Here is a 22,508-nt window from a genome sequence, read left to right as displayed (position 1 = left end):
GCGAGCGGCCGGTAAACGCATGCTGCGCTTACGGAAACGGCCGCACGACACCGATGAGTCGGTCTTGTTAGGCTCACCCGGCTCGGGGGCGGTAGCGGGCGCGAGGATGACCGAGGGGTCCACGCGTCCGCTTTCCATCGGATGGCACCGGATACCCGGGAATCACGATGTCGGAGTCGATCTCGTTACCCCAGGCGTCCCATCCGAGCCGGGGCCGGCGGGCGAACAGCTCCAAATACGGTCCCGGACTGACCCGTTCGATGATCGCGTACTGCTCCTCCGGCTTGTGGCTGTGCTCCTGTACCGGGGCGATCATCCAGGTTGGCTGGGCGCGGAAATTGACCGGCGCGCGCCCCTTCGTACCGAACACCAGCTGCTCGCTGGCATTTCGAAGATAGATGCCTCGTTGGATACGCAGCTTCACCCAAGTGAGCGGTGACCGGTAAGTGAAACCCCAGGCGTTCATCACGTCGAAGACATGGGGCAGTGCGGCGTTGGTGACCCATAGCCACAGGTGCGCATCATCTTCGGCAAGATCGGCGACTGGCATGGCCTTGATCCAGTTCAGATCCATCAGCGGATAGTGCTGCTCGGCACCGTGGTTGCCATGCTGATAGATATCCCACGGTGGGTCGGCCACGATGGTGCGGTAGCGCCTCTGAGGTTCCGAACTCTTTTTCAGTGCAACAACTTTGGCGTTCGTCATAGGCCACCTCCTTTCTGCATGGTCGGAACAAGTTCGTCGGGTGCGATGACCCGGAACAGTTCCGAGCGCAGCTTGCGGTCCTTGTCGATCGCTCGGCGCAGCACCTCACGTCGTTTTTCAGCCTTGGACGATGTCTCGGCGGCGATGCTCCACACCACCAGTGGGAAGACACCCTCGTTCTGTTCCTGCTCGATGCCCTGGCGCCAATATGCCTCGTACTCATAGCATTTGCGGATGAGAGTCGGAATGCTCTCGGTACCCATGTCAACCTCGATGAAGGCGCTGTCGACGTATTCGCTGCCGGGCGTACTTGCAGTTTCGATGTAGAGGTCCGGCTTCAGTGTCAGGCGAGCAGCACCGACGCCGACGTAGTCTCGCCAGGCAGTGGGTTCGATGTCGCACTTCAGTAGCTCCAACCGCTCCCCACGATTGGCCTCGACCAGCGCCACATGGACATCGCCAATGCCAAGTTGGTGGTCGAGGAACCGCTCAGTCGGGGTGTGGAAGCGTCGCCGGACGACCGTACCGGATTCACGGCGAAGCAGGCGTTGGCCGATGTCGTCGACGAAATGGACCATGCCGTTGCTCCCGGCCGCCAGGCCACCGACCCTATGGGTCAGGTTGTCCAGCACACGGAGCCGCCGAAGTTTCGCCAGCGTCCGTTGCGCCTTGCGCCGACCGGATACCAGAGCCAGATCGCCGAAATGCAATGTCTCGATATGCCGGACGGTCAAGAACCGATGCTCAGCTACTGAGCGCACGATGGCCCAGTCACGTTCGCTCAACTGCTTGGCTACGGCAGACAGATCACGAATGGGCTGGCGAGTCCGACGACGGGTCGGCTGCTGGTGTGTGGTGCCCGAATGGGCACCATCATTCGCGTCCAGCAGGACGCGAAATTCGGGGCTGACCGGCGAGGATGCTGGAATATGAGTCGAGGCGAGACGGCCATCGAGATGGCCCCTACCGGCAGCGCCTCCGACGCCCGCGATCCCGCTCACGCTTGCCTCCTGCGTCGCCCACCCGCGCTTCCGGCCGAGGAAGTGCCGCCGTTCACTTGATCGAGCAGTTCGGCGAACCCAGCTTCGATCTCGTCCAGCGGTTGGCCGTAGCGTTCGCGGCTCAGGCGCCGAATCTCGTTCGGGTCGCTGGTTTCAGGTGGCGGTGGCAACGTGACGCCCGAGGCCCAGGGCTGGACGGTGTTGTCGCGCATCAGGTTGAGGTAGACGTGGTGCGCGGGCAGCGCGCCGAAGTCCTCAGGCGCGAGCACCGATTGCCCGGTGGCCATGTCCTTGGCATCGCCGGATTGCAGCTGGAAGGTGATCCGGCTACGGGCATTGTTTCGGAAGGCATCGAGCATCGCCGGAGGTAGTTGCTTCTGGTACTGGTGTGCCAGGTGGAATCCAGCCCGGAGACTACGGGCGGTAGCGAGTGCATCCCCGAGGTCAGTCGGTAGGCGCAAGTAGTCCTGCACCTCGTCGATGTAGACCATGACCGGCGTGCGGGTGTGCTCCGGTGTGCCGGCGCGCTCGCGGATCGCCTGCCAGAGCTCGGCGAGGATGATCGCTCCGAGGAGCTGCGCCGCCTCCGGGCCGATGACACCCTTCTGAAGCGGCACCAGCAGTACCTTTTTCTCACGCAGCACCTGCCGCACATTGAACTTCGGATTGCGCTGCGCCAGCACCGCTCTCAGTTGTTTGGTGAGCAGCGGACGCAGCTTGTTCGAGAGCGGAGCGATCTTCGTGTCGACCGCTTCCGGTGACAGCGCGTCGAACCAGGCCCAAAAAGGCCCGGCCGCGAACGGATCATCGCGGATGACCCGTTGCGTAAGTGACCGCCGGAACCCGGGGTTGGTCAGCAGGAGCGGCAACATCGCCAGGCTGGCGTCGTCGCGCTTGGCCAGCACCTCCAGACTGTTTCGGAGGATGTCGGCCGAACGCGGGCCGAGGTCACCGTGGATAGCGTGGATCGTGCCGAATAGTGAATCGGCGATCACCTCAGGGGTACGGCCCTCGCTGTACGCCAGGGGATTGATGCCGACAGGTGCCTCATCCAGCGGATCGAGGAGCACAATGTCGCCGGCCCGTTCCGCTGGAATCCGAGCCAGGATGTCGGACACAAGGTCCTTGGGTTCGATCACGACCACCGGGCGCCCGGCTTCGAGGTCCTGGACAATCAGGTTGAGCAGCAGTGTCGATTTGCCGGTGCCGTTCGGTCCAATCACCCACGTGTGGCGCATGCTGTCGAGCGCGTCGTAGCCGACTGTGCCGGAGATGCCCGGCGCGCTGGCCTCGGCGATGACCCGCTCACCGGACAGCAGCGCCGGGGTCGGCCGGACCGGTTTCGGGTGCAGCGGCGGCTGCCCGGGGAAGCGCTCATCGTGGTCGCTGACTGGCCAAGCCAGGAGGTGACTCAGTTCCGGCACACTCAGCGGTTGAGAAGGTGCAAGGATCGACCACGTCGCCTTGGGCTCATTGATCTTCCCAGCCTTCTCATCAGCCAGCTTGAAGTGCACCCCGGCGGTTTCCACTGTCCCGATGGCCGCCGCCAATCCCAGCAGCAAGGACTTCCGTCGCTCCGCGGTGCCGGCCTCAACGCCGATCCGAATCACGGCCGAGAAGCCATGCTGGCCGAGCTTGCGAATGAGAGCCTGCCGAGCGTTCGGCCGTTTATCCGGCAACAGGCCGCTCCACACCTTCGAGGCCATCGACTGGTGTCCCCCGTGTGGTGGTTCGACTGGGGGCAGCATCGGCTGGCGGCGTGGCCCGAGGACGACTTGGATCACCAGTCGCTCAGTACCTTTCACCGCAGTGAGCGCACTCAGGATGGAGCGGGCCGAGGCGATTCGGTCGACCGGCTCTAAGGGCCAATCTGTGGCGGTCAACTTCAACCGGCGAGCCGTGATGATGTCGCCGCGCTCCTCGGTGTCGAACGGCGTCACCACCGAACCGGAGACCAGCTGTTCAACCGATCGCCGAACACCCTGGGCGTGTCGAAGCTGGCTACCGACGAGGTATTCCACGCCATCGCTGGTCGAGCGGGCTTCGAGGATCAGCTGGGGCGCGTGCTTCTGGGCGGCCCAGTGGCGGAGCAGCGATGTCGCGGCTCCTTCACGAAAGGGGCTGGGCCAGAACAACAGCTGCCAGACCAAGGAATCGGCGGTCAATTCTGTGCCGTTATCACTTACTGTCATGATCGGCCTCCTTCTGATTTGCGCTGGATTCCTCGGTCTTGGTGTTCGCGTCGGTAGTGCGAGCAGCATCGGCCAACGCTAGTGCGAGGAAGGCTTTCCCCAGCAGGCGGATATCTGGCTGCTCACGGTGAACCGTTCGTACGTAGATCCGTCGTTCGAGTTTCGCCTGGTGACGCTGCTCCCGATCGGCTCGACGGTAATTTGATCGTCCTGTTTTAGACATAGCAGTCCTCCTCTTAGAATTACGTTTCTATTGATCGCCAACGGCTAATATGATCGCCGGTCTAGCCGGTGAATATTTTCACCAGATCCTGTCTCTACTATGCGGTGAATTAATTCACCAGGCAATAGAGTTTGAGCAAACTACAACACCGAAACGGCCGCCGGTGACAGCGGTGGAAAATCTGGTTTGTTTGAAAAATTTCGCTCACCACCCGGCGCGCATTTTGCGCCACAGGATGATCCCGCCGATCACCAGCCCGATAAGCCCGACCACCCCGAGAATCGTCGCCAGCGTCGGCCAGATCGACTGAATCAGGCTGACCGCGAAGTAGATGGCGATCACGCCGAGCAGGATACTGATGCAGGCCCGCTTGAACTGCTCGATCATGCCGGACGGGGAATCGCCGCTCACCTGGGCCACCGCCGTACCCAGTCGATCGCCTCGTTCGCCACGATTCCGGCGAAGGCCAAGGCCAGACGGCTGCTCGTCGGTGCCAGATCCTCACGTTCGCCGGCATAGCGCTGGATCTCGCGAGTGAGGCGCAAACTGCGCCTCACCACGAAATTCACCAACTCACTGCACATTTCGAGCTCGTCGCCTTGGGGCACCTTCGGCTGCAGCTCATTCAGCACCACGCGGTGGTTCGTGGAATGGTCCATCCTCACCACTCCCCACCGAGGTCGTCATCGTCCGCACCATCGACGGCAGCGAGGGCGGCACTGTCGCCAACAGAGGTGCCGCTCAACGGTTTCGGGATCGGCTGAATGTCGACACCTGGGGCCGGATCAGTGGTCTCGGGCTTCGGCGTCAACTGCTTCAGCAACCCGTCCAACACCGACGTATCCACCGTGGAGTCCGGCAGGAGCAAGCCCCGCAGCGGCTGGTCCTGCTGTTCGACGATGTCGGCTTCGGCGCCGCAGCCCTGGTGGTAGCTGCGCGCGATGAGCCGCACCTGATCGGCCGCCTTCATCGCCTCGCCCATGACGGCCAGCGTCTGCGCGTGGATGCGCTCGCCCTTCAGGCGCACCTGGCCCAATTCGCTCCTATGCTGGTCGATCCGCCGCTGCAACTCGCGGCGCGTCGATGCCACGACCGCCAGTTGGCCGGCCAAGTGGTCGATCTCGTCGGTCAGCAGCGACCCGTCGCGGTAGTGCACGGAGAACACGACCACATTCAGCACGATCACGATGAGCGAGAAGAAGAGTCCCAGGATGGCCGCGCCACTGACGTTTCCGCCTGCACTCAGGCTGTCGGAGATGATCCGGTAGGCCATGACCACTCCGGCGCCGACCGCAATGGTCATCGACAAGACCAGGAACGTGAGCGGAATGACGCGCGCCTTGCCATCCGGCAACTCGATGTGCCCGTCATGGCCCTTGTAGCCCTTCAGATCCCGGCCGAAGAAGTGCAAGCCGATCGCCACGGCCGCAGTACCGAGGAGCGCGAACACGACGGAGGTGATCAGGGGCACGATGGATTGCCCGATCGCCGAGCGGTTCCCGCCAGAGACCCCGGCCCAGTCGACATTGAAGACCTCGCCGATGAAGTACAGCAGGACCGGGAAGTCCAGCACGATGGCAAGCGGCGCCAGTCGGCGCAGCCAGCCCGGGACGCGCCGATGCTTGAGGCTGCCGTCATCGCGCTCCTCGGTGACCACCGCACTGACCGTGTCCATGCGCTGCTCAGCCTCGGTGGCAGTCAGCACCTCGGCGTGCATGCCGTGGACCGGCGTCTCATCGACGCGGTCGAGTTCTTGTCGCAGCGTGGCCGTCTCAGCCTCCATGCTGGCCGCCTGGTCGACCAGCTGACCGAGTTGTTCGACGCCCCGGTCGCGGGCTTTCGTAGCCCCGGCCATCCCCTTACTGGTCACCAGCGCTTCCAGGTTGCTCAGCCGATCCGCGTCGCGTACCCGCCCGATACGCCACTGCTCGGTCACCAGCGCCAGCACCATCGTGAGCCAGCTGGCGGGAATCGGGCCACGGCCGAGGAGCGACCAGGCGATGTGGTGCCTTGGCACTTCGTGCTTGACGAACGGAGCGGGGGCCTCCGCCGGCGGCGTGGTGATCGCCGAGGGCAGCACCTCGACGGCGTCCAGATGGTGGCCGTTGCTCGGCAGTGTGGGTTGAATGGTCATGGTGGTGTCTCCAATCTGGTTGAGGGATACGGGATTTTGGGAGTTCGGATCGACGTCGTTCATGGAGCCGCCCGGTGGAACGTCAGCTCGACGCGGCGGTTCTGCTGGGCCTTCAGCTCGTCGAACACGCCGCCGGTGAAGTTCGGCACCACCGGCTCGCTCGCGCCCTTGCCAGTCACAGTTCCGACCTGACTGGCTGGAAGACCAAGCGCGACAAGCCGATCGGCGACGGCTCGGGCACGCTGGCCGGACAGATCGCCATCGTCGCGGCCATTACCGATGTCCGCGACATGCCCGGCGATGTCGATGGACTGGATGTCGCACGTGGCAACGGACTGGACGATCGGGCGGAGAGCATCGTCGGCATTCGCCGGCAGGCTGGCGCTCTCCGGGGCGAAGTGCAGCGCCGAATCGTTCAAGCTCGCCCACACTGGGCAACCGCCTTCGGTGATGGCGTCGGGTACCGGGACGACCGGCACAGGCAATGTGGCCGTAGGTGCCACCGTGGACGGCGCGTCATGCGCGACAACACAACTGGCCGCCTCGGCCCGTTGACAGATCCCGACCCAGAGCTGTTCGACCACGCTGCGGGCGAACGGCGGAAGGCCCGGCTGTGATCCGGAAGCGATACCAAGGCCATGGAACGTCACATGACGACCGCTTAGGCTGGGCATGCGGCCTTGCCGGGCAATGCTGTCGATAACGCTGTCCGGCTTCGTGTTCCACCCGATGACGCGCAGATCGACCGGTGCGACCGTGCTGATCCCAGAAGAGATGACCGCGATGTCTCCGGGCAGTTGGCTGGCGCGGTCGAGCAGGCCGAGCAGATCGAGGCCGAGCGCATCGGCGCGGGCACCGGTAAGCGTGTTCGCCAGTTCATGCAGGGAGGCGTCGATTTGGCGATCGGCGTCGGCAGTGGCGTGCTGCACCTGGCCGTTCGGCCGGGTGGGCGTCAGGTCCTTCGTACTGATAGCACCCGTGGCCGAGGACACCACGCGCACGGTGGCGTCGCCGCTGCGCTTGGACTGCTTGGTCATGTCGGTCAGCTCGGCAACGAGAGAATCCGGCAGGGCCACGCGCGGTTCGGCGCTGGTGGCGGTGGCCACGAGGGTGATGGCGGTCGGCACCTTGTCCGCAGAGATCGCGGTGCAGCCGATGACGCCGCTCAACGTGACCACCGACAGGACGATCGTTGCGCTTGCGGCGAAGCCGGCGCGGACGCGACGACCGATCCTTCCGTCGGGTGTAACGGCCGGGGCTACGGTGGGAGGGGTCATGCGGAACTCCTTTGGCTGGGTATTGGAAGGCTTGGGCGAGGGATGAATTCGGATGGCGTGAATGGCCTGGTGCTGGATGGCCGTCCAGCACCAGGCAGTACGCATCACTATGGCCAGCAGTCGATCGCCCAGAGGGCGAGCAGCCGCAGGTATCCGGTGGACAGTTCCCAGGCGTGATCGGCGCTGGCCGGAGCGGCGGCGTAGTTGGTGTTGGCGAAGATGGTGATCTTCGCGCGCAGTTCGCGGATGTTCCGGAAGACGAAGGCCGTGATCTCGTAGACGGTCTCGGCATCGTCACCCTCCGGCACGGCCAGGCCGCTGCCGGTGGGCTTAGTGGCGGCCAGCGCCGAGGTGGCGATGGCGTCCTGGTGGGCGGCGTCGAAGTCCGCATCGGCCTCGACGGCCTCACGTGGCCACCGCCGAATCCACTCCAGCAGACCGGTACTCATCCAGCCGGTGAGCTCCCGGGCGTGCGCGGCGGTGGTCGGTGCCGCATCGTGGTGGCCGCTCAGAAACCGGCGCAACTTGGTGTCGAAGGCAGCCTGCTGAGTGAGTGCGTAGTTGGCGATCGCGGAAGCTGCGGCCGGATCGTCGCCGGGTGGCACGAGCGGCTTCAGGTCGTCGGACAGGCCGATCCGGACGTAGCTGGTGGGCTTGCTTGACATGCGGGTGCTCCTTGGAGGTGTCGGCCTGATGGCCGGGAGGGTGCAACGACGTGTTGCTGAACAGGAGCTACAGCGCCCCTACGTGGACAAGATCCAGATTTACCAACCGCAAACTTGCGTGCCAAACGCGATCCGGTTTGCGGGTAGATCCAAAACTTCTTGCAGGTCAGCTCGATTGGTGGACGATTGCCCGCAAAGTTGCGCAGCGTGCGCAAAGCGCCGAGACCTAACTGATTCAGGTTCGCGCCGCGCTTTGCGGACACTTTGCAGATAAGGAGAAGCCCGCGCCCCGGTATCGGGGTGCGGGCATGCGTGGGCGCGCAGGATGGATGTGGTGATAGACAGGCCGGATGCGGCCTGTTGGCTACGAGGAGGCCGGACCCCACTTGTGGACTTCGCTGCGATCGACAGGAGATCGGTAGTTGACCACTGGCCAGCTACCGCCGCACCCGGCGACGAGCCAGACGATTCCACCAAGTTCAGTCTCCTTGGGTGTGGCCTTCGGCTGCTCCTCGTCGTGTTGCCAGAAGTGCGGCAGCACGTCGACTATGCGGCGAGATGCACGGTCGATCTCCTCGCGGGTTTTAGGGTCCCGCTCGATATAGTCCAGCTTCGTCGGATCCTTCAGGAGCGCGTCGATGATGGCGACGTAGATGGTCGGCACCAGTTGAACGAACTCGTGCCAGACCTCCTCGGCCCGTTCCGGATTGAGCCACGGGAATGGCGTGCCCGAGAACATGGTTGTCCGCAGACTAGCGAGCCACGAATCGAAGTATTCCCAAAGGTCGGTCGGCGTGTTCTCCGGACCATCTTCAGTCCAATCCGCATAGTGCTGCCAATGTGCGAAGAACTCATCGCGGGCAGCCGTTATCTGTACTGCGACGTTCAAAACGACTCGCTTATCGTGCTCGCCGAGAACACGGCGAAATACTTGGCCTGCCCGCTCCTGGGATGTGACACCCAAAAACAATTGAGCTTTCTCTTTTTGCGTCATCGGGAAACTCCTTTCACGATGCGCGCCCAGTGATTGTAATAACATAATCGTTAGATTAAGTAAATAGCTGGTTGTTTGTTCAAGGGGGACGTAACGAGATGCGGTAACGCTCGATACACTTAAAGCCCGGTTAGCGCGAACGTGTAGATGAGGGGCACATGACTGAGTCGCCACCCTTGCAAATTCCCGATCCCGACAAGCAGCTTAAAGCGGCGGTTGCCCAGGAGCTGAAGCGTTGCTGGCTGACCAAGGTCGGCAGCAAGAGCGACGTTCGCGGAATTGTCGTCGATGGTTCGGGCACACTGAACAGCGAGCTTTTAAAGTCATTGACTAATCTACAAGCGCTCATATCACAGTGCCTGCAAGATACGTCACTGGACCTACGGGAGCCGGAAGTCCTTTATATACCGCTTCTGGAAGCCCATCCGGCCGAGCCTGAATTGGAATATTCTCGCGCGGGTAGAAAACGAACCGTCGAGGAACTGGGACAAGAAGAGAAAGCTTGGGCAATTGGCGTGATGATGCGCTTGCTCAAGGACTATCCCGACAAGAGCTACGGCAACGATGACGACAACGACTGGACGTCCGGGCGACAGCGTTACGCTACCCACATATTGTGGATTAATCGCCGTCAGCTCTACGACTCGGAAGATCCCAAGAACTCAAGCCGTAGCCTTCGTGATTTTTTGACAGCCTACGTTGAACATCTAGTCGAGAAACTCACTGACGAGGAAACGTGCAGCCGCGTTATCGAAGCTGCTCGCGCGAAGATGCAGGAGTTGGCCGCGCGCAGGCCCGCCGTTGGGGACGACCCAGCAACTCCACTCCAGCCAGATGCCGTCGGTCCCGAACCGGACGATAATCCCGCCGAAGACGATCTTCATGCACCAGCCCCCGACACCGACGCAACAGAGGAGGCACCGCCAGCCACGAGCGACGCGGGATCGAGCCTGAAACGGCGCTGGAAGCATCTCGTAGCTACTGGCGCCGTCCTCACGCTCGTGATCGGCGGGATAGTGATCTTCGTTCATCGCGGCTCAGGTAGTGGCCACACGAGCACGATGGCCGGGCTGACGTCCAGCTCGACCGCGCCCGCTCCACCCGGTGTATCCCTCTCGCCGAGTAACACGTGTGATGACTCATTGCCTGCCGCAGCAGTCGCAGAGCCCGACGTCGATATCTGCGTGGTGTACTGGTGCCTCGGCATCTTCCACGCAGCGAACGGTGTGGATTCGATCCCGGGGCGTGGTCAGATCAAGATGCGCCCACTGATCTTCAACCGCTCCTCGCACACAGTGGATATTTCGATCACGCCGAACGCTGCGCTCCGGTTGCTCGTCTCAACGCCCGGAAACCCTCGCGACTGGTGGCAGCCACCGCCGGCGACAGCCAAGAACGGTGACCATCCAAATATCGTCACCTGGAAGGGTGAGGTGATGTGGGCGGTCCCACCGAACGCCCATCGTGACGCAATGCGAATTGATATGCCTGACGGGCTGCACTACACCTACGACGGCTTCGCTACGTTCTGGGAGTACACGACCCTCGACGCAGGGCAAACCGCCTTCAAGCCGCTGCGGTTCAACGCGGACGGTAACCCAATTCAGGAGGGTGACTTGGTATTCAACGTCCCGCTCGACGAGAACAGCCGGATACGTGGCCTGGTGCTTGTCGACCGCAATGACCCATCAAAGATCCTGGCGGTCAGCGATGCCGGTACATGGCCGCCCCGCTCGGATCTCAACTCGTTCTGAGATGTTCGGATACGCAACGATGACAGGATGCGTCTATGAGTAAACAAAGTTTCTGTGTTGCAACGGATCTGACGCCGCCATCAGCTCGATCGACCATGCTGACCACCAGTATTCGCCCTAATCGTCCTCGGCGGATACACCTCCGTCGCCCGCTCGGGCAGCCGCACGCGGCCCGCTTGGACATCACCCACCAGCCGATCGAACGCCTCGATGTGTCGAACCAGTTGCGCCGCATCATGTTCGCGGTGCGCGGGTAGATCCTGGCGCCGGGCCGTGAGCAGGTACTTCCACGACAGCCACGACACCATCTCGCCGTAGGAGCTTGGATTCATCGGGGCGCCGGCGACGAACGGGATCTCCCTGGTGTGTCCGCCCGCCTCGTGGTCGATCGCGAACGTCAGCAGGGCCAGCTGCTCGTGCACCGCATCCGGGGCGTTTCGCCCCTGCTCGTAGATCACCTGCCAGATACCGATATACCCCACGGCGCAGCGCAGCAGCACCGTGCTCGGTTTGATCGCACCCGAGAACACCCGCAGGAACACTCCCGCATCCGGCAACGGCCATCCTGGTTGCGCTTCGACCGCAGGCATTGCCCACACCCCTGGCAGCGAACCCATCCGCTGGAACGGCAGTGACATGCGAAATCTCCTTGAGAAAAATTGAGAGACAACAACATTCGAGAGATAACGGGGAAGGGGAAGAAGGCCGAGCCGGTCGTCAGTCCCACAGCTGCGCACACGGCAGGGGCGGAAGATCCGGCCACACGTCGTCATCGACAGTCACAGTCAGCTCCACCTCGGAGAAAGCAGCCGCCAGTTCCTCGGCGACCTGCTGGGCCTGCTCAGCACCGGCCTGGTAGTCCAGGCGGAGGGTGCCAAGCTCGATGTGGAGGTGACGGGGGTGGCGGATCGTCACACCGCATCACCTCGGGTGAGTCTTTGAGGGCACCACGAGGCCGGCGGCCACCAGCGCCTGGAGCGCGGCGGCCTTACGTGGGCAGCGGATCGCCCGGCAGGCGACATGGAACTGCATGACACGGTGCGCCTGATCGACGGTGAACGACACCTCGGGTGCTGGATGACATTGCTGCTCGGTCAGCGTGACCGCCTGGTGCATGGCCAAGGCGTGCATAGCAATCGGGACCTCCGGGTCGGGCGGAAACGGGGCGGTACCCGGCACCGGGGGCATTCGCTACCCGCCCCGGCTCACCGGGGGCTGGTACGCCGCTTTGGGGGCGCGGCGTCGGCCCGGTGCCGGGTACCGCTTTTGACCTTGGCCCACAGGGGTTTTCGGGCGGTACGGGTTACCGTTGGGGTACCGTGGGGCTAGCGTGTGAATTTGCCCAGGTCAGGCACGAAAACCGTAGGGGAAGGCGATGGTCCGAGGGCGGGAGTGGACAGGATTCGAGGCAGCGGCGCTTCAGGAGGCGATGCGCAGGTCGATCCGTGAATTCGCCTCCGAACTGGGGATCGATACCACCACGATCTCCAACTGGCGGTCGGGCCTCGGTAGTGTCGTCCCTCGTCCGCGGATGCAGGCGGTTCTGGATACGACGCTGGAGCAGCGTGCCACACCTGACGATCGGGCTCGGTTCGAAGAGATCGTGGGCGAAGGAGAAGTCGTCTGGCGGGAGCGCCACAGCGGTACGGCCCGGTCAAAGTCACTCGCGCTAGATGCGTCGAGCGACGGTCATCTGGTCGCCCCGGCGATCACGGAGACTTTGGACGGTATCACCGATGCTGTGACGAGCGCGGGAGAGCCGTCGAAACATGTAGATCAGGGAATCTCCACGGACCTGGTCGACGTACTCAGTCGCGTCCACAGGCTGAGTCGGTCGGTGAATCCAGACGTTATTCAGCAGCTGCGAAGCAGCACGCGCACGAGCATCGCACGGTACGAAACAATTGATCCGTCTGGCCTTGTTCCGGGCCTCAAAAAGCAGCGCCGATGGCTTGACGATCTTCTGGGCGAATGCAGCCACCCTGTGCAGCGCCGTCAGTTGTCCGAGACCGCCAGTGAGACCTCCGGATTGCTCGGCTACATCGCGGTCGGCAGCGGGCATTTCTCGCTGGCGCGTGCCTATTGTTTGGAATCTTTCGAGCTTGCAGACCATGCGCAAGACGCTAACCTCATGGCGTGGGCGCGCTGTATGCAGAGCTTCTGCGAATATTACGCTGGGCAGTACAAGAAGGCATTGCATTACGCCGAAGACGGACTTGCCCATGCCGGGGCTGGCCCACAGAGCGTACGCCTGTCCATCAATGGTGTCGCGAGGGCCGCCGGAAAGCTTGGCGACACCGAGCGCGTACACCGCGCGGTCGACCAAGCGTATGATCTGATGTCGCAACACGATGTGCCCGAGGGCGTCCCATCCAGCATTACACTAGGCAGCTACAGCCCGGCACAAGTGGCCGGCAATGCGGCGACGTCGTATCTTTCCCTAGCGATGCCAAAAAGGGTGGAGGAATACGTGAAACTGGCGCTCCCCGAAATGAAGGAGACCAACTCCCCCTGGGGTCGTTCGCTAGTGCCGTGTCAGGAAGCCTTCGGTAGGTAATCGGGGTGGCGGATCTTCGATCCGACGGCGAAGTCCCGGATCGGTCTGGCGTGCTGGTTGCGCCAGCGGATGTAGGCGCCGATCGCCGCGTCCTGGACGGCGTGGCTGCGGTGGTCGGTGCCGTTGAGCGCGAAGTACCGCAGCGCGGAGAACTCGCACTCGATCCGGTTCAGCCAGGACGAATACGTCGGCAGGAACACCAACTCGACGGCATTGGCCGCGCACCACGCCCGCACTTCGGCCCGCTTGTGGACGGAGTAGTTGTCGCAGATCAGATACAGTTTCTCGTCCGGCCACCGCGCCCGCAACGACTTCAGGAACGCCAGGAACTCCGTCCAGCGTTTCCGGTCCCGGATGCGGTAGTACAACTGCCCGGTGGCCAGGTCCAGCGCACCGAACATGTGCCGCACGCCCTGGGTGCGGTTATAGGTGGCCCGCAACCGTTTCGGCCGCCGGACCGGGAACCAGCCGCGGCCGGCGCGTGGTTGCAGATTCAGCGGCCCGAACTCGTCCACACAGACCACCCGCCCGTCACCGGGCGGGTTGCTGTAGAGGTCCAGGACCCGGTTCATCTTCCCGGTGAATTCCGGGTCGTTGCTCGCCTTCCAGGTCTTGGTGACCTGCCACGACACCCCACCCGATTTCAGAATTCCCCGCAGGGTCTCCCGGCTGATATCGGCAATGTTGTTGTGCCGCAACACTTCGACCAGCTTCGACAGACTCCATACCGAGAACGGCCAGCCCAGATCACGCGGGCAGCACCGGGCGATGGAACAGATCCGATCACGAGTCACCTGATCGGTCTTCGCCGGCCTGCCCGCGCTCCATTTTGGGTCCAGCGCGTCCATACCCTTCTCGTTGAAGTCGTGGATCACCTGCCGCACATACGATTCCGACACCTGCATCAGCCTCGCGATCATCGGCACCGGCTGCCGCTGCGCCGAGGCCATCACCACGATCGCCCGCCGCATCCGCACCGGCTGCTTGCTGCGCCGCGCAACCTGCGCGAGCTTGCGGCCCTCTTCCGAGGTCACCGCTCTGACGAACACATCCGGCTTCCGAGCCACCGGCCACCACCTCCGGCAGCAGCATCGATGACGCCCCGACACCAGGGCAAGCCGACACCCGGTTACCGCATCAACTTATCCAGACGCGGCACTAGTGATGATCGACTTGGCACGCTCTCACATCTTCGCCGAGGAAGCAGACCTCGATGCCGCTGCGGGGATCATGGTCGACGCACTTGAACTGTCGCCAGGTACGCCCACGATACAAGTGCGACGCCGGGCATCAGAGTTCATTCACGATGCTGCCGCCAAGTGGGGGGATACGTCACAGCTGCGCACGGTTCAAGACGCGCTGGCAAACTCGAAGCGCGTTGATGAGCATCATGGATAGGCCACCCGCCGATCGGCGCGAACACAGTATCGGTCGACTCGGCTACTACTGGTTCCTGACGTTCGAGCACGCCAAGGATTTCCATGCACTGGTCAAGGAATGCCAGCAGGCGATCATGCTACCCGGCTATGACCTGGTCCCTCATGATGGGTTACATCTGACGCTGGATCGAATTGCTTATGACGGTGGTGTGATGCCGGAACAGATTGATTCGATCAGGACGGCGGCGCTGTCTGCGTGTCAGGGTCAGCCGCCATTTGAGGTGGCTGTCGAGCAGGTCAGTAATCTGCATGGCGCCATAGGCTTCCGTGTGTTGTCTGCCGAGCGCGTACGATGTCTTCGTGATACGTTGCGGGCTGCGACTCTCTCTGCATACCCTGATGCGCCGGTGAAAGCGTCGGCATCCGCCCCGCATGTCACGATTGCTTATCCTTGTCCCAACACCATTGTGAATACAGTCACCGCTGCGGAAGTCGACAGAATCAATGCAACGGTATACAGAACGAGCATGCCGATCACGGAGGCAGTGATGGTTTTACTTGAGCGTCGTGAGCGATCATATTCATGGCAAGTAATCGCGAGAATTCCGCTGTCCAGCTGATCAGCGTCGTCGGATATCGAGAGCGCACGCCAAGTCTAATTATCCTTAAGCCTCTAGCGAGTCGCAAATGTTTCCTGTTCAGATATTCGGTGGATCTTACGACTACTTTTCGATCGGCTCGATCCGTCAAGCAGTCGCCGTCTCATAAGCCCGAATAAGGTCACTGTGCAGCCGGCCACGGGCCGACGTCGGGTGCCCGTTCTCCCGCGCCCACTCCCGGATCGCTGCCGTATCCGCTCGCTTGGCAGCCAGTGGTGCTGCCTTCTTGGCTTTGGGATCCCGCCCGACCCTCCGCGCATGTGGCGTCCACTCATCGAATACCCGGCGCAGCCGCTCCGCGTTGGTCCCGCTGAGATCGATCTCGTAGCCCACGCCATCGAGCGCGAATACCAGCGTTTCGGCCGCTACCGACGTACCGTCGACGTCATCGAGCAGCTCGACGACGACCTTCTTAGCCATCCACAACTCCCTTGAGCTCGTACGACTACGACGATCAGTGACAATAGCCCGCCGAGCAGACCAGCGCTATTTCGGTCACAACACCAGCCTCCCACACCCAGGCGCGGGCTCTGCCTCAGGTCGAAACCCACTGGGGAAGCACGGACCGATCCGCCCTGAACTCGTTCTGAACAGTGTGCCGTCCTCGTGCGAGTACGGCAATCAGAATATAGTCCCAACCGGTCGGCAGGTTAATTCGGCCAGTCGTCGGAGGTTAGAATTCAAGTACTTGACCTTCCCAGCGCAGCGGTGGGCGGGCGTTTTACCGTCTCTTTACGTCGCGCTGAAAATACCAACTGCGGTAGGGCGGCAAACCACTCCCGAGCGCGGTAGACTGCGAACCTACGGGGGCATCAGACTTGCGCGTCGTGTTCGTCTCGCTACCCCAGTAGTCACCGGATGCTCCGTCGCGGGAGGTTTGCGACCATGATGAAGCCCAGCTCTGAATGGCATCGGGGTGCCATGACTGCCGTGATGCAGGGGGGATGATCGTGCAAGATACGTTGGACAACGGGCTCTTTCTTGAAGATATTCAGCGTTTAGCCGACAAATATGGCGTATTTGTCGAAGATGCGCTGTTGATAGCTCTGAACCTATATGGAATCTCGTCGGATGAGCCCCGTCACCGGGCTAGGCTGACTGTGCGATTAACATCTCGCAAAGATGTCCCTTGGATGGTGATTATTCCCCTCAATGCGGTTGGTTCGCCATTCAAGCTGCGGGACAATGAACTGTACCTCGGATCCGATCTTGTTGGTACGGTTCACCGGATCGATGCTGACGAGGCTGTGGGGGGATACTTTCGGAATAATGGCCGTGCGGTAACGTTAAATCCCAATGCGCGAAGTCGGTGTACTGGGTGTGCCTTTTGCCCCAATACGCTGGAAGCTGCGGCGGATCCTCGGCTGTCGGAGGAACGTCAGCTCTCGGAGTTGCTGTATGCGCTCAGAGAGCAACATCCGCGGGGCGATCTAAGCGAAATTCAGGAAATAACAGTTTCTACTGGGTGCTTTGAGCATGAGGCAGCCGCACTCTCCCATCTTCGCAGTCTGCGTCGCACACTAACTGACCACGGTATTGGTGCACGAATCGGATTGTTGACTTCGGTTATCAGAAGCGATGCGGCCATAAGCGAGTTGGCCACCACGATCGCCCCTTTCGTTCTTCGGTTAACAATTGAGTGTTTTTCACGGCGGGAGCTCCTGCTGAAAGCGAGTAAAGCAGAGCTTCGGCCGAGTGACATGGCCGATTTGTTGCACCGTGCACAAGATGGAGGTATAGATACCTCGTTCACCTATATCTGCGGACTCGATCATATCGTCGAGCTTAGGATGGGGCTCGCTCCTCTTGCTCCCTATATTACCGAGTTCCCAAATTTTCAGGTATATCAGGCTCACAACGCAATCATGGCGGGTCTACGTGCTCCCGGCGCGTCCGAAGTCGAATATTTCTTACGCGCACGGAAGGAGATCGAAGAAATCTTCGGCCCCACCGGTCTTCGGCCTCAAGCGTGGGAAGGCTATCGGCCGTTATGGTATTTCACTTTTGGTGACGAGAAGCTGGTCGCGTAGTGGTCGGTCTGGAAAGTCATGCCGAGATCTTGTGGCGGGCTCTAGTATATCTTACCGTCGTTCAGCTGCATTTGAACGACAATGTCCTGTTGTCACGGCCGCTGACAGAATCGGACATCAAGCCACGGCCGGCTGGCCACTGGGGAACGGCGCCCGGTGTCGCCTGGGCGTTAGTCCACATCGGCTTGAGGGCAGGAGCAACGCCATCGACGAAGCTCGTACCGATGCTCGGTGCCGGTCACGCCGGGGTCGTCCAAATGGGATTAAGCTGGTTGACTGGCGATCTGGCGACACGTCGAGCCGAATTTAGTCGCGACGAAAAGGGTCTCACCGCGCTCGCTCGTACGTTCCCTGACATTCCTGACATAGGCTCAGAGGTGCACCCCGATCTTCCGGCTGGAGACTTTCTGGGCGGATGTCTTGGGGGCGCACTCGCCTTCGCATGCGGTTCGGCGTTGGACGCAAGGGATAGGGTGGTCGTCCCCATAATTGGTGATGGGGAGTGCGAGACTCCGACAACGGCTGCCGCATGGCTCGCAGCACACGAGCTGCATGCTGCAAGCGTGCTTCCCGTCGTACATCTGAACGAATTTCGAATGGGAAGTCGTTCCATTCTGGGTAGAATGAGTAGCGACGAGGTTGGAAGATATTTCAAAGGCCTTGGGTGGGATTGTCAGATTGTCGCTGTTCACAGCTCTGCTATCTCCATTCACCGCCTGTTTCAGGATCTTCTGCACCAGAGTATAGCCGAAGTATTGAAGGGCCGACGTCGATGCTTGGTTTTGCGGTGCGCGAAAGGCTGGAGTGGGCCCCAGATAGTGAATGGCGTGCAGCACCTAGGAACTGCCAAGCTTCATAAGACGCCGCTGACCGCTGCGAGAACCTCGTCAATCCAGCGCGTTCAACTAGAAGAGTGGTTGTCTTCATACAAGCCACAGTCTCTGTTTGACGTCGACGGTCGCCCCACTCACTTGTTACAGGCGGCTCTCGATGTCCTCCGCCTTGATCGGTCTGCGCCGAGAGAATCCGCCGTCGAACTTTCGTCCAATACTCCAAGGCCGGTTCGCCAAGAAAAGACATTCTCGGAGGAGGTATCCTCGGTACTAAAGCATCACGCCAACTGCGGAGATTTTCGCTTATTTAGCCCGGACGAGATGGAGTCAAACCGGCTCGGGGCTTTAGCGAACCTGCCGTGGGTATCCGAAGTACTAGCGGAGGAAGTTCTGTTCGGCTGGCTTGCGGGTTGGATTTCGAGTGGCAAACGGGGCCTCCTAGTCTCCTACGAAGCTTTTTCGACGCTACTCACCGCCGGCCTAATTTCGTATTTGAAGCAACGACGTATGACCACTACTCAACTTCACAGTATGAATTTGTTGCTGACCTCGTATGGTTGGCAGAACGTCTACTCTCACGGAGACCCGTCGCTGGTCACGACGCTGCTTGGATTCGGAGATCCCGTAACACATATTCACCTACCCGCCGATCCGGTCAGACTGGGTGCGACACTCGATCGAAGCCTCAGCTCGACCGGTAGACTGAATGTCATCATCGCGGGCAAGCATTCGCACTTAACCCATCCGACAACGACCATCGAGGCTGAACTATCGCGAGGCATGGCTGTCTGGGACCACCTCAGCGATCCCGGCGATCCTGACGTCACCATCATCTGTGCAGGTGACCTTCCCGCAGCGACGGTCAGCGCCGCCGTCCCCCTCTTGCACACAGAACATGTTGGCAACGTTCGAGTTCTCAATGTTGCTGACCTGACGGTGCTTGGCGATCCAGAAGTCTGGCCACGGGGAATGCGGACCGATGAGTGGGATACGTACGTTGGTAGCCGCGCCTCTGTTCTGGTCGTCACCCTTGGGCACGCAGCCGCCGTGTGGGGATTGCTCGCAGGGCGTGTACAACAGCCGATCCACGTCGTCGGATGGCGGGAGCCTCCCGGGCCCATGTCGCAGGCCGAGATAGCGGCAGCGGCAAGTTTTGACTCGTTGACTATCTCCCGGCGGGTCGTTCAGCTCTTTCAGGAACGAGGGCATACGGGATGATCACCACGGCGGTTATCGAGAGTATCGAATTACTTGACGTTGGCGACGCTGTCGGCCAGGGGGATGCGAGCTTTTTCGTGGGGGTACGGGCAGCAGGCCACACCGGCTGGTACGGACCGATTTATGACAGGCACGCACGCTACATCGAGCGGCATCTCGCTGGACGGCTCGTCGGGTGCTCGCCGTTCGAACATCGGCAGAGTATCGAACGGTTACAAGAAGGCAGCGGTTCCTACGTGGACCAACGATGCCATTCCTGGTCGGTTGGAGCGTTGGACTGTGCCGTTTGGGATCTCCATGGCAAGTTATTCTCGATGCCGGTCGCCGATCTGCTTGCAGTTCGCCCTCGTCCCGCCATCCCAGCGTACGCGTCCTGGTTACGCCTCGACTTGACTTCTCCAGACGCGCTGTCAGCGGTTGAACAGGTATCGGCCGAAGGATGGGTCTTCACCAAATGGGGTCTCCGGCGCGTGTTGGGTGATGCAGAAAAACTCGCAGCCTTGGCGGGCGCCGTATCACAGCGCGCGGCCGGACAGGTTGCCTTCGATGCGCTTCAGACGTGGAGTGTCGATCTCACTTTTGCGTTCAGCCGTTGGGCGCGTCGGGTTCCTATCGTTTGGCTTGAGGACCCGATTTCATATCACGACATGTCATGTTACACACAGATTTCCATGTGCGGGATTCCCATTGCAGCCGGCGAAAGTTTCATAATTGGCGACATCCCGTTCGGGGAGTTCCGCCCTAACCAGCTGCGAGCTTTAACCGTAGACGTGGTGGGAATCGGCGGCATAACTAAAATGCTCGAACTGGTTCGAATGGCTCGCGATCTGCGAGTCCAGATAGTGCCTCATGGCCGCTCTTTAATGCCCGCTATTCAACTCGCTGCGGCTTATAGCGACGTAGTTCCGATTGTCGAATACCAGCTGCAGTGGGAGCAGCGCCGCCAGAACCTCTACGCCGACGGAATCGTCCCCGAGTCCGGTCGAATCCGCTTACCCTCTACCACTGGCCTCGGAATAGATCCAAGGAGGGACCTTGCCCGCAACCGCAGTTAGCCTACCTGTAATAGGTCAATTCAAAGACAATCATTTCGTTCTCTCGGAGCGGCTGGTCGGCTATGACACTTTCCTCACCGGCGTGCTCGAAATTGATGGTGACAAGCGGCCTGTCCGGATATTAACTCTTGACGATGTTACGATCCTGAAAGTTATCGAAAACTTCAGTAAACCGACTGCGTTAGTGTCATCCGGGATCCTGCACATTGCCCACGGGTTACGGCCTCTTCGAGTCCCAGAAGATCTATCGACGGTGGCGGCTACACGACGTCGGGATCTGACCGCCCTTGATGACGCAGAGTTGCGCTACGCGCTCACATTCTTAGCGGAGGCGACCAGCAGTGACATTAGAGAAGCTCGGATCGATGCTATTGTCGGCGCTTTGCCGCCGGTGCCGAGAAGCGATAAGCCTGGCCGATTTATCATCGGTCTCGATGTCGGCGGGACGCTAGGGACTAGCTCCAGCCCCAGTCTCGCATCTCGCCTGCGAAATGCCTCGACGCTCTCTTCTGACGAAACGAAGAAGATCATCCGTGAGCAGCTATATACGCTTCCGGAGCTCTCGAACGCTGCCCTGATGGAAATATGTCGCCTATTGGGAGTTGAACAAGAGGTTGAGATGCGGGCTGGAAGCTTTGTTCCGGATTCTTCCGCCCTCGACGTCGTGAAGCAATTAAGTTATTATGGAACGGTGATTACACTATCGAATGTCTCAGCTCTGGACCTCGATATCGACAATTTGCGGCGATTGTTCCGCCCATGGATATCGGACTTCTTTCCTTCGTGCCGGACTGGATACGTGAAACCTGATCCGACAGCCTTTCAATCGGCCTGTGGGCGAATAGGAGGATCCGTCGACATGATGATCCATGTCGGCGATAGCTGGCAATGTGACGTCAAAGGGGCGCTGTGCGCGGGAGCCACGCCGATCTGGATTTCTCACGATAGACCGGTACCTGAGCAGGTAGAACCCGGTACTGTACTGATCGCTACCGAGCTTCGCCAGGTTGTCCCCCTTGTAGAGCAAATCGTAGGGAGCCGAGCATGAGCATGTTCACGGGCACTGTCGAGTACTACCGGAAGTACCGGCCAGGCATCCCCGAGTCTGTGGCGGAACTGCTGGTCGACTCTGCGCCGCAACGGCGACCGCGGAGGTTGCTGGACGTGGGCACCGGGACGGGGTTGGTGGTCGAAGCGCTGCTACACCAGTTCGACGACATCATCGCGATCGACAACGACGCCGACATGTTGGGTGCCGCGGAATCGGCACTACGTCCGCAGCTGTCGACCGACAGCAAACTCGGTCTTGTCGTGACCGAGGCCGAGGACTTTGTGCCGCCTTCGGACTGGAAGGCGGATCTGGTGACGATCTGTCGCGCGTTCCACTGGCTTGACCAGGCGACCATGCTCCAACGATTGGACGCCCAAGTCTCGCAGGACGGCGTTGTCGCCATATTCGGCGACAGCAGTTTCTGGGCGGCGGGGAGTCCTTGGAAGACGGCTGTCCGCGCCATCGTCAAGGATTTCCTTGGTGAAGAACGTCGCGCTGGCAGCGGAACATTCCAACATCACGATCGCCCCTATAGCGAGATCATGCGAGAATCTCCCTTCAGCGACGTCGAGGAATACACTGTTCCGGTTCATAGGACGTGGACGACCGAGAGCATTCTGGGCTATCTTTACTCGACGTCATTCGCCGCGCCGCAACTGTTCGGCGACCGACTGCATGAGTTCGAGGAGACAGTGCGAAAGGAATTGGCGAAATATAGCAACGACGACCAGTTCCCAGAGGATAACGAGTTCGTGATCCGAATCGGTCGGAGGAACTAGG

23 protein-coding genes are annotated in these 22,508 nt (G+C 61.0%); 8 read left to right on the top strand and 15 right to left on the bottom strand.

The features are described 5' to 3' along the window. Window positions 1-73 precede the first annotated feature (73 nt). The 10 genes from ACFYTQ_RS33455 to ACFYTQ_RS33410 form a co-directional block, all read right to left on the bottom strand. A complete protein-coding gene (locus ACFYTQ_RS33455) occupies window positions 74-706 on the bottom strand; it encodes an MT-A70 family methyltransferase (protein ID WP_387369566.1) in 633 nt (210 codons plus the stop codon). Then, window positions 703-1,707: a replication-relaxation family protein gene (locus ACFYTQ_RS33450; protein ID WP_387369564.1), complete on the bottom strand. Its 1,005-nt coding sequence runs from the start codon at window positions 1,705-1,707 to the stop codon at window positions 703-705. The genes ACFYTQ_RS33455 and ACFYTQ_RS33450 overlap by 4 nt, the downstream gene beginning before the upstream one ends. Beyond that, window positions 1,704-3,899: a type IV secretory system conjugative DNA transfer family protein gene (locus tag ACFYTQ_RS33445; RefSeq protein WP_387369562.1), complete on the bottom strand. Its 2,196-nt coding sequence runs from the start codon at window positions 3,897-3,899 to the stop codon at window positions 1,704-1,706. Before ACFYTQ_RS33445 ends, ACFYTQ_RS33450 begins: the two co-directional genes overlap by 4 nt. Beyond that, on the bottom strand, window positions 3,886-4,122 hold the full coding sequence (locus ACFYTQ_RS33440) for a hypothetical protein (protein ID WP_387369560.1): 237 nt from the start codon (window positions 4,120-4,122) through the stop codon (window positions 3,886-3,888). Before ACFYTQ_RS33440 ends, ACFYTQ_RS33445 begins: the two co-directional genes overlap by 14 nt. A gap of 204 nt (window positions 4,123-4,326) precedes the next feature. Next, window positions 4,327-4,533: a hypothetical protein gene (locus tag ACFYTQ_RS33435; protein WP_387369558.1), complete on the bottom strand. Its 207-nt coding sequence runs from the start codon at window positions 4,531-4,533 to the stop codon at window positions 4,327-4,329. Beyond that, on the bottom strand, window positions 4,530-4,781 hold the full coding sequence (locus tag ACFYTQ_RS33430) for a hypothetical protein (RefSeq protein WP_387369556.1): 252 nt from the start codon (window positions 4,779-4,781) through the stop codon (window positions 4,530-4,532). The genes ACFYTQ_RS33435 and ACFYTQ_RS33430 overlap by 4 nt, the downstream gene beginning before the upstream one ends. A 2-nt stretch (window positions 4,782-4,783) precedes the next feature. After that, entirely contained in the window at window positions 4,784-6,319 is a 1,536-nt protein-coding gene (locus ACFYTQ_RS33425) for a hypothetical protein (protein WP_387369554.1), read from the bottom strand. Further along, a complete protein-coding gene (locus ACFYTQ_RS33420) occupies window positions 6,316-7,533 on the bottom strand; it encodes an OmpA family protein (protein WP_387369552.1) in 1,218 nt (405 codons plus the stop codon). The genes ACFYTQ_RS33425 and ACFYTQ_RS33420 overlap by 4 nt, the downstream gene beginning before the upstream one ends. Window positions 7,534-7,640: 107 nt before the next feature. Next, complete coding sequence (locus tag ACFYTQ_RS33415; RefSeq protein ID WP_387369551.1) at window positions 7,641-8,198, bottom strand: hypothetical protein; 558 nt, start codon at window positions 8,196-8,198, stop codon at window positions 7,641-7,643. Window positions 8,199-8,562: 364 nt separating this feature from the next. After that, a complete protein-coding gene (locus tag ACFYTQ_RS33410; protein ID WP_387369549.1) occupies window positions 8,563-9,192 on the bottom strand; it encodes a hypothetical protein in 630 nt (209 codons plus the stop codon). Window positions 9,193-9,350: 158 nt separating this feature from the next. On the opposite strand from ACFYTQ_RS33410, the gene ACFYTQ_RS33405 reads away from it, so the two are divergent. Continuing rightward, window positions 9,351-10,946, top strand: coding sequence for a hypothetical protein (locus ACFYTQ_RS33405; RefSeq protein ID WP_387369547.1), 1,596 nt, complete (start codon window positions 9,351-9,353; stop codon window positions 10,944-10,946). Window positions 10,947-11,026: 80 nt separating this feature from the next. Here ACFYTQ_RS33405 and ACFYTQ_RS33400 read toward each other — a convergent pair whose 3' ends face one another. The 3 genes from ACFYTQ_RS33400 to ACFYTQ_RS33390 all read right to left on the bottom strand — a co-directional run bounded on the left by ACFYTQ_RS33400 (window position 11,027) and on the right by ACFYTQ_RS33390 (window position 12,068). Beyond that, window positions 11,027-11,584, bottom strand: coding sequence for a hypothetical protein (locus ACFYTQ_RS33400; RefSeq protein ID WP_387369545.1), 558 nt, complete (start codon window positions 11,582-11,584; stop codon window positions 11,027-11,029). A 79-nt stretch (window positions 11,585-11,663) separates the two neighbouring features. Next, window positions 11,664-11,861 (bottom strand): hypothetical protein, encoded by a 198-nt coding sequence (locus ACFYTQ_RS33395; protein WP_387369543.1) that lies wholly within the window; start codon window positions 11,859-11,861, stop codon window positions 11,664-11,666. A gap of 6 nt (window positions 11,862-11,867) precedes the next feature. After that, window positions 11,868-12,068, bottom strand: coding sequence for a hypothetical protein (locus tag ACFYTQ_RS33390; RefSeq protein WP_387369541.1), 201 nt, complete (start codon window positions 12,066-12,068; stop codon window positions 11,868-11,870). Window positions 12,069-12,375: 307 nt separating this feature from the next. Between ACFYTQ_RS33390 and ACFYTQ_RS33385 the strand changes: the two genes are divergently transcribed. Further along, window positions 12,376-13,503 carry a hypothetical protein gene (locus tag ACFYTQ_RS33385; RefSeq protein WP_387369539.1) on the top strand — a complete coding sequence of 376 codons (1,128 nt, stop codon included), beginning with the start codon at window positions 12,376-12,378 and terminating at the stop codon, window positions 13,501-13,503. Here the strand turns inward: ACFYTQ_RS33385 and ACFYTQ_RS33380 are convergent. After that, window positions 13,482-14,570 carry an IS630 family transposase gene (locus ACFYTQ_RS33380; protein WP_387369537.1) on the bottom strand — a complete coding sequence of 363 codons (1,089 nt, stop codon included), beginning with the start codon at window positions 14,568-14,570 and terminating at the stop codon, window positions 13,482-13,484. The genes ACFYTQ_RS33385 and ACFYTQ_RS33380 overlap by 22 nt on opposite strands. Before the next feature lie 314 nt (window positions 14,571-14,884). On the opposite strand from ACFYTQ_RS33380, the gene ACFYTQ_RS33375 reads away from it, so the two are divergent. Then, the gene (locus ACFYTQ_RS33375) at window positions 14,885-15,502 is read left to right on the top strand and encodes a 2'-5' RNA ligase family protein (protein WP_387369535.1); all 618 of its coding nucleotides are present in this window, start codon (window positions 14,885-14,887) and stop codon (window positions 15,500-15,502) included. Window positions 15,503-15,628: 126 nt separating this feature from the next. Here ACFYTQ_RS33375 and ACFYTQ_RS33370 read toward each other — a convergent pair whose 3' ends face one another. Further along, window positions 15,629-15,961: an Lsr2 family protein gene (locus ACFYTQ_RS33370; RefSeq protein ID WP_387369533.1), complete on the bottom strand. Its 333-nt coding sequence runs from the start codon at window positions 15,959-15,961 to the stop codon at window positions 15,629-15,631. 524 nt (window positions 15,962-16,485) lie between these two features. Between ACFYTQ_RS33370 and ACFYTQ_RS33365 the strand changes: the two genes are divergently transcribed. From ACFYTQ_RS33365 to ACFYTQ_RS33345, 5 genes are read left to right on the top strand one after another with little or no spacing between them, the layout of a single operon-like run. Then, window positions 16,486-17,571 (top strand): radical SAM protein, encoded by a 1,086-nt coding sequence (locus ACFYTQ_RS33365; protein ID WP_387369531.1) that lies wholly within the window; start codon window positions 16,486-16,488, stop codon window positions 17,569-17,571. Beyond that, window positions 17,571-19,622, top strand: coding sequence for a hypothetical protein (locus ACFYTQ_RS33360; protein WP_387369529.1), 2,052 nt, complete (start codon window positions 17,571-17,573; stop codon window positions 19,620-19,622). Before ACFYTQ_RS33365 ends, ACFYTQ_RS33360 begins: the two co-directional genes overlap by 1 nt. Next, window positions 19,619-20,677 carry a mandelate racemase/muconate lactonizing enzyme family protein gene (locus tag ACFYTQ_RS33355; protein WP_387369527.1) on the top strand — a complete coding sequence of 353 codons (1,059 nt, stop codon included), beginning with the start codon at window positions 19,619-19,621 and terminating at the stop codon, window positions 20,675-20,677. The genes ACFYTQ_RS33360 and ACFYTQ_RS33355 overlap by 4 nt, the downstream gene beginning before the upstream one ends. After that, complete coding sequence (locus ACFYTQ_RS33350) at window positions 20,658-21,725, top strand: HAD family hydrolase (RefSeq protein WP_387369525.1); 1,068 nt, start codon at window positions 20,658-20,660, stop codon at window positions 21,723-21,725. The genes ACFYTQ_RS33355 and ACFYTQ_RS33350 overlap by 20 nt, the downstream gene beginning before the upstream one ends. After that, window positions 21,722-22,507, top strand: coding sequence for a class I SAM-dependent methyltransferase (locus ACFYTQ_RS33345; protein WP_387369523.1), 786 nt, complete (start codon window positions 21,722-21,724; stop codon window positions 22,505-22,507). Before ACFYTQ_RS33350 ends, ACFYTQ_RS33345 begins: the two co-directional genes overlap by 4 nt. Window position 22,508 lies beyond the last annotated feature (1 nt).

Source organism: Nocardia sp. NPDC004068 (assembly GCF_042874315.1).
GTDB lineage: Bacteria > Actinomycetota > Actinomycetes > Mycobacteriales > Mycobacteriaceae > Nocardia.
The sequence above is the reverse complement of the archived record's forward strand: the minus strand, read 5'-3'. Positions and strand labels throughout refer to the sequence as shown.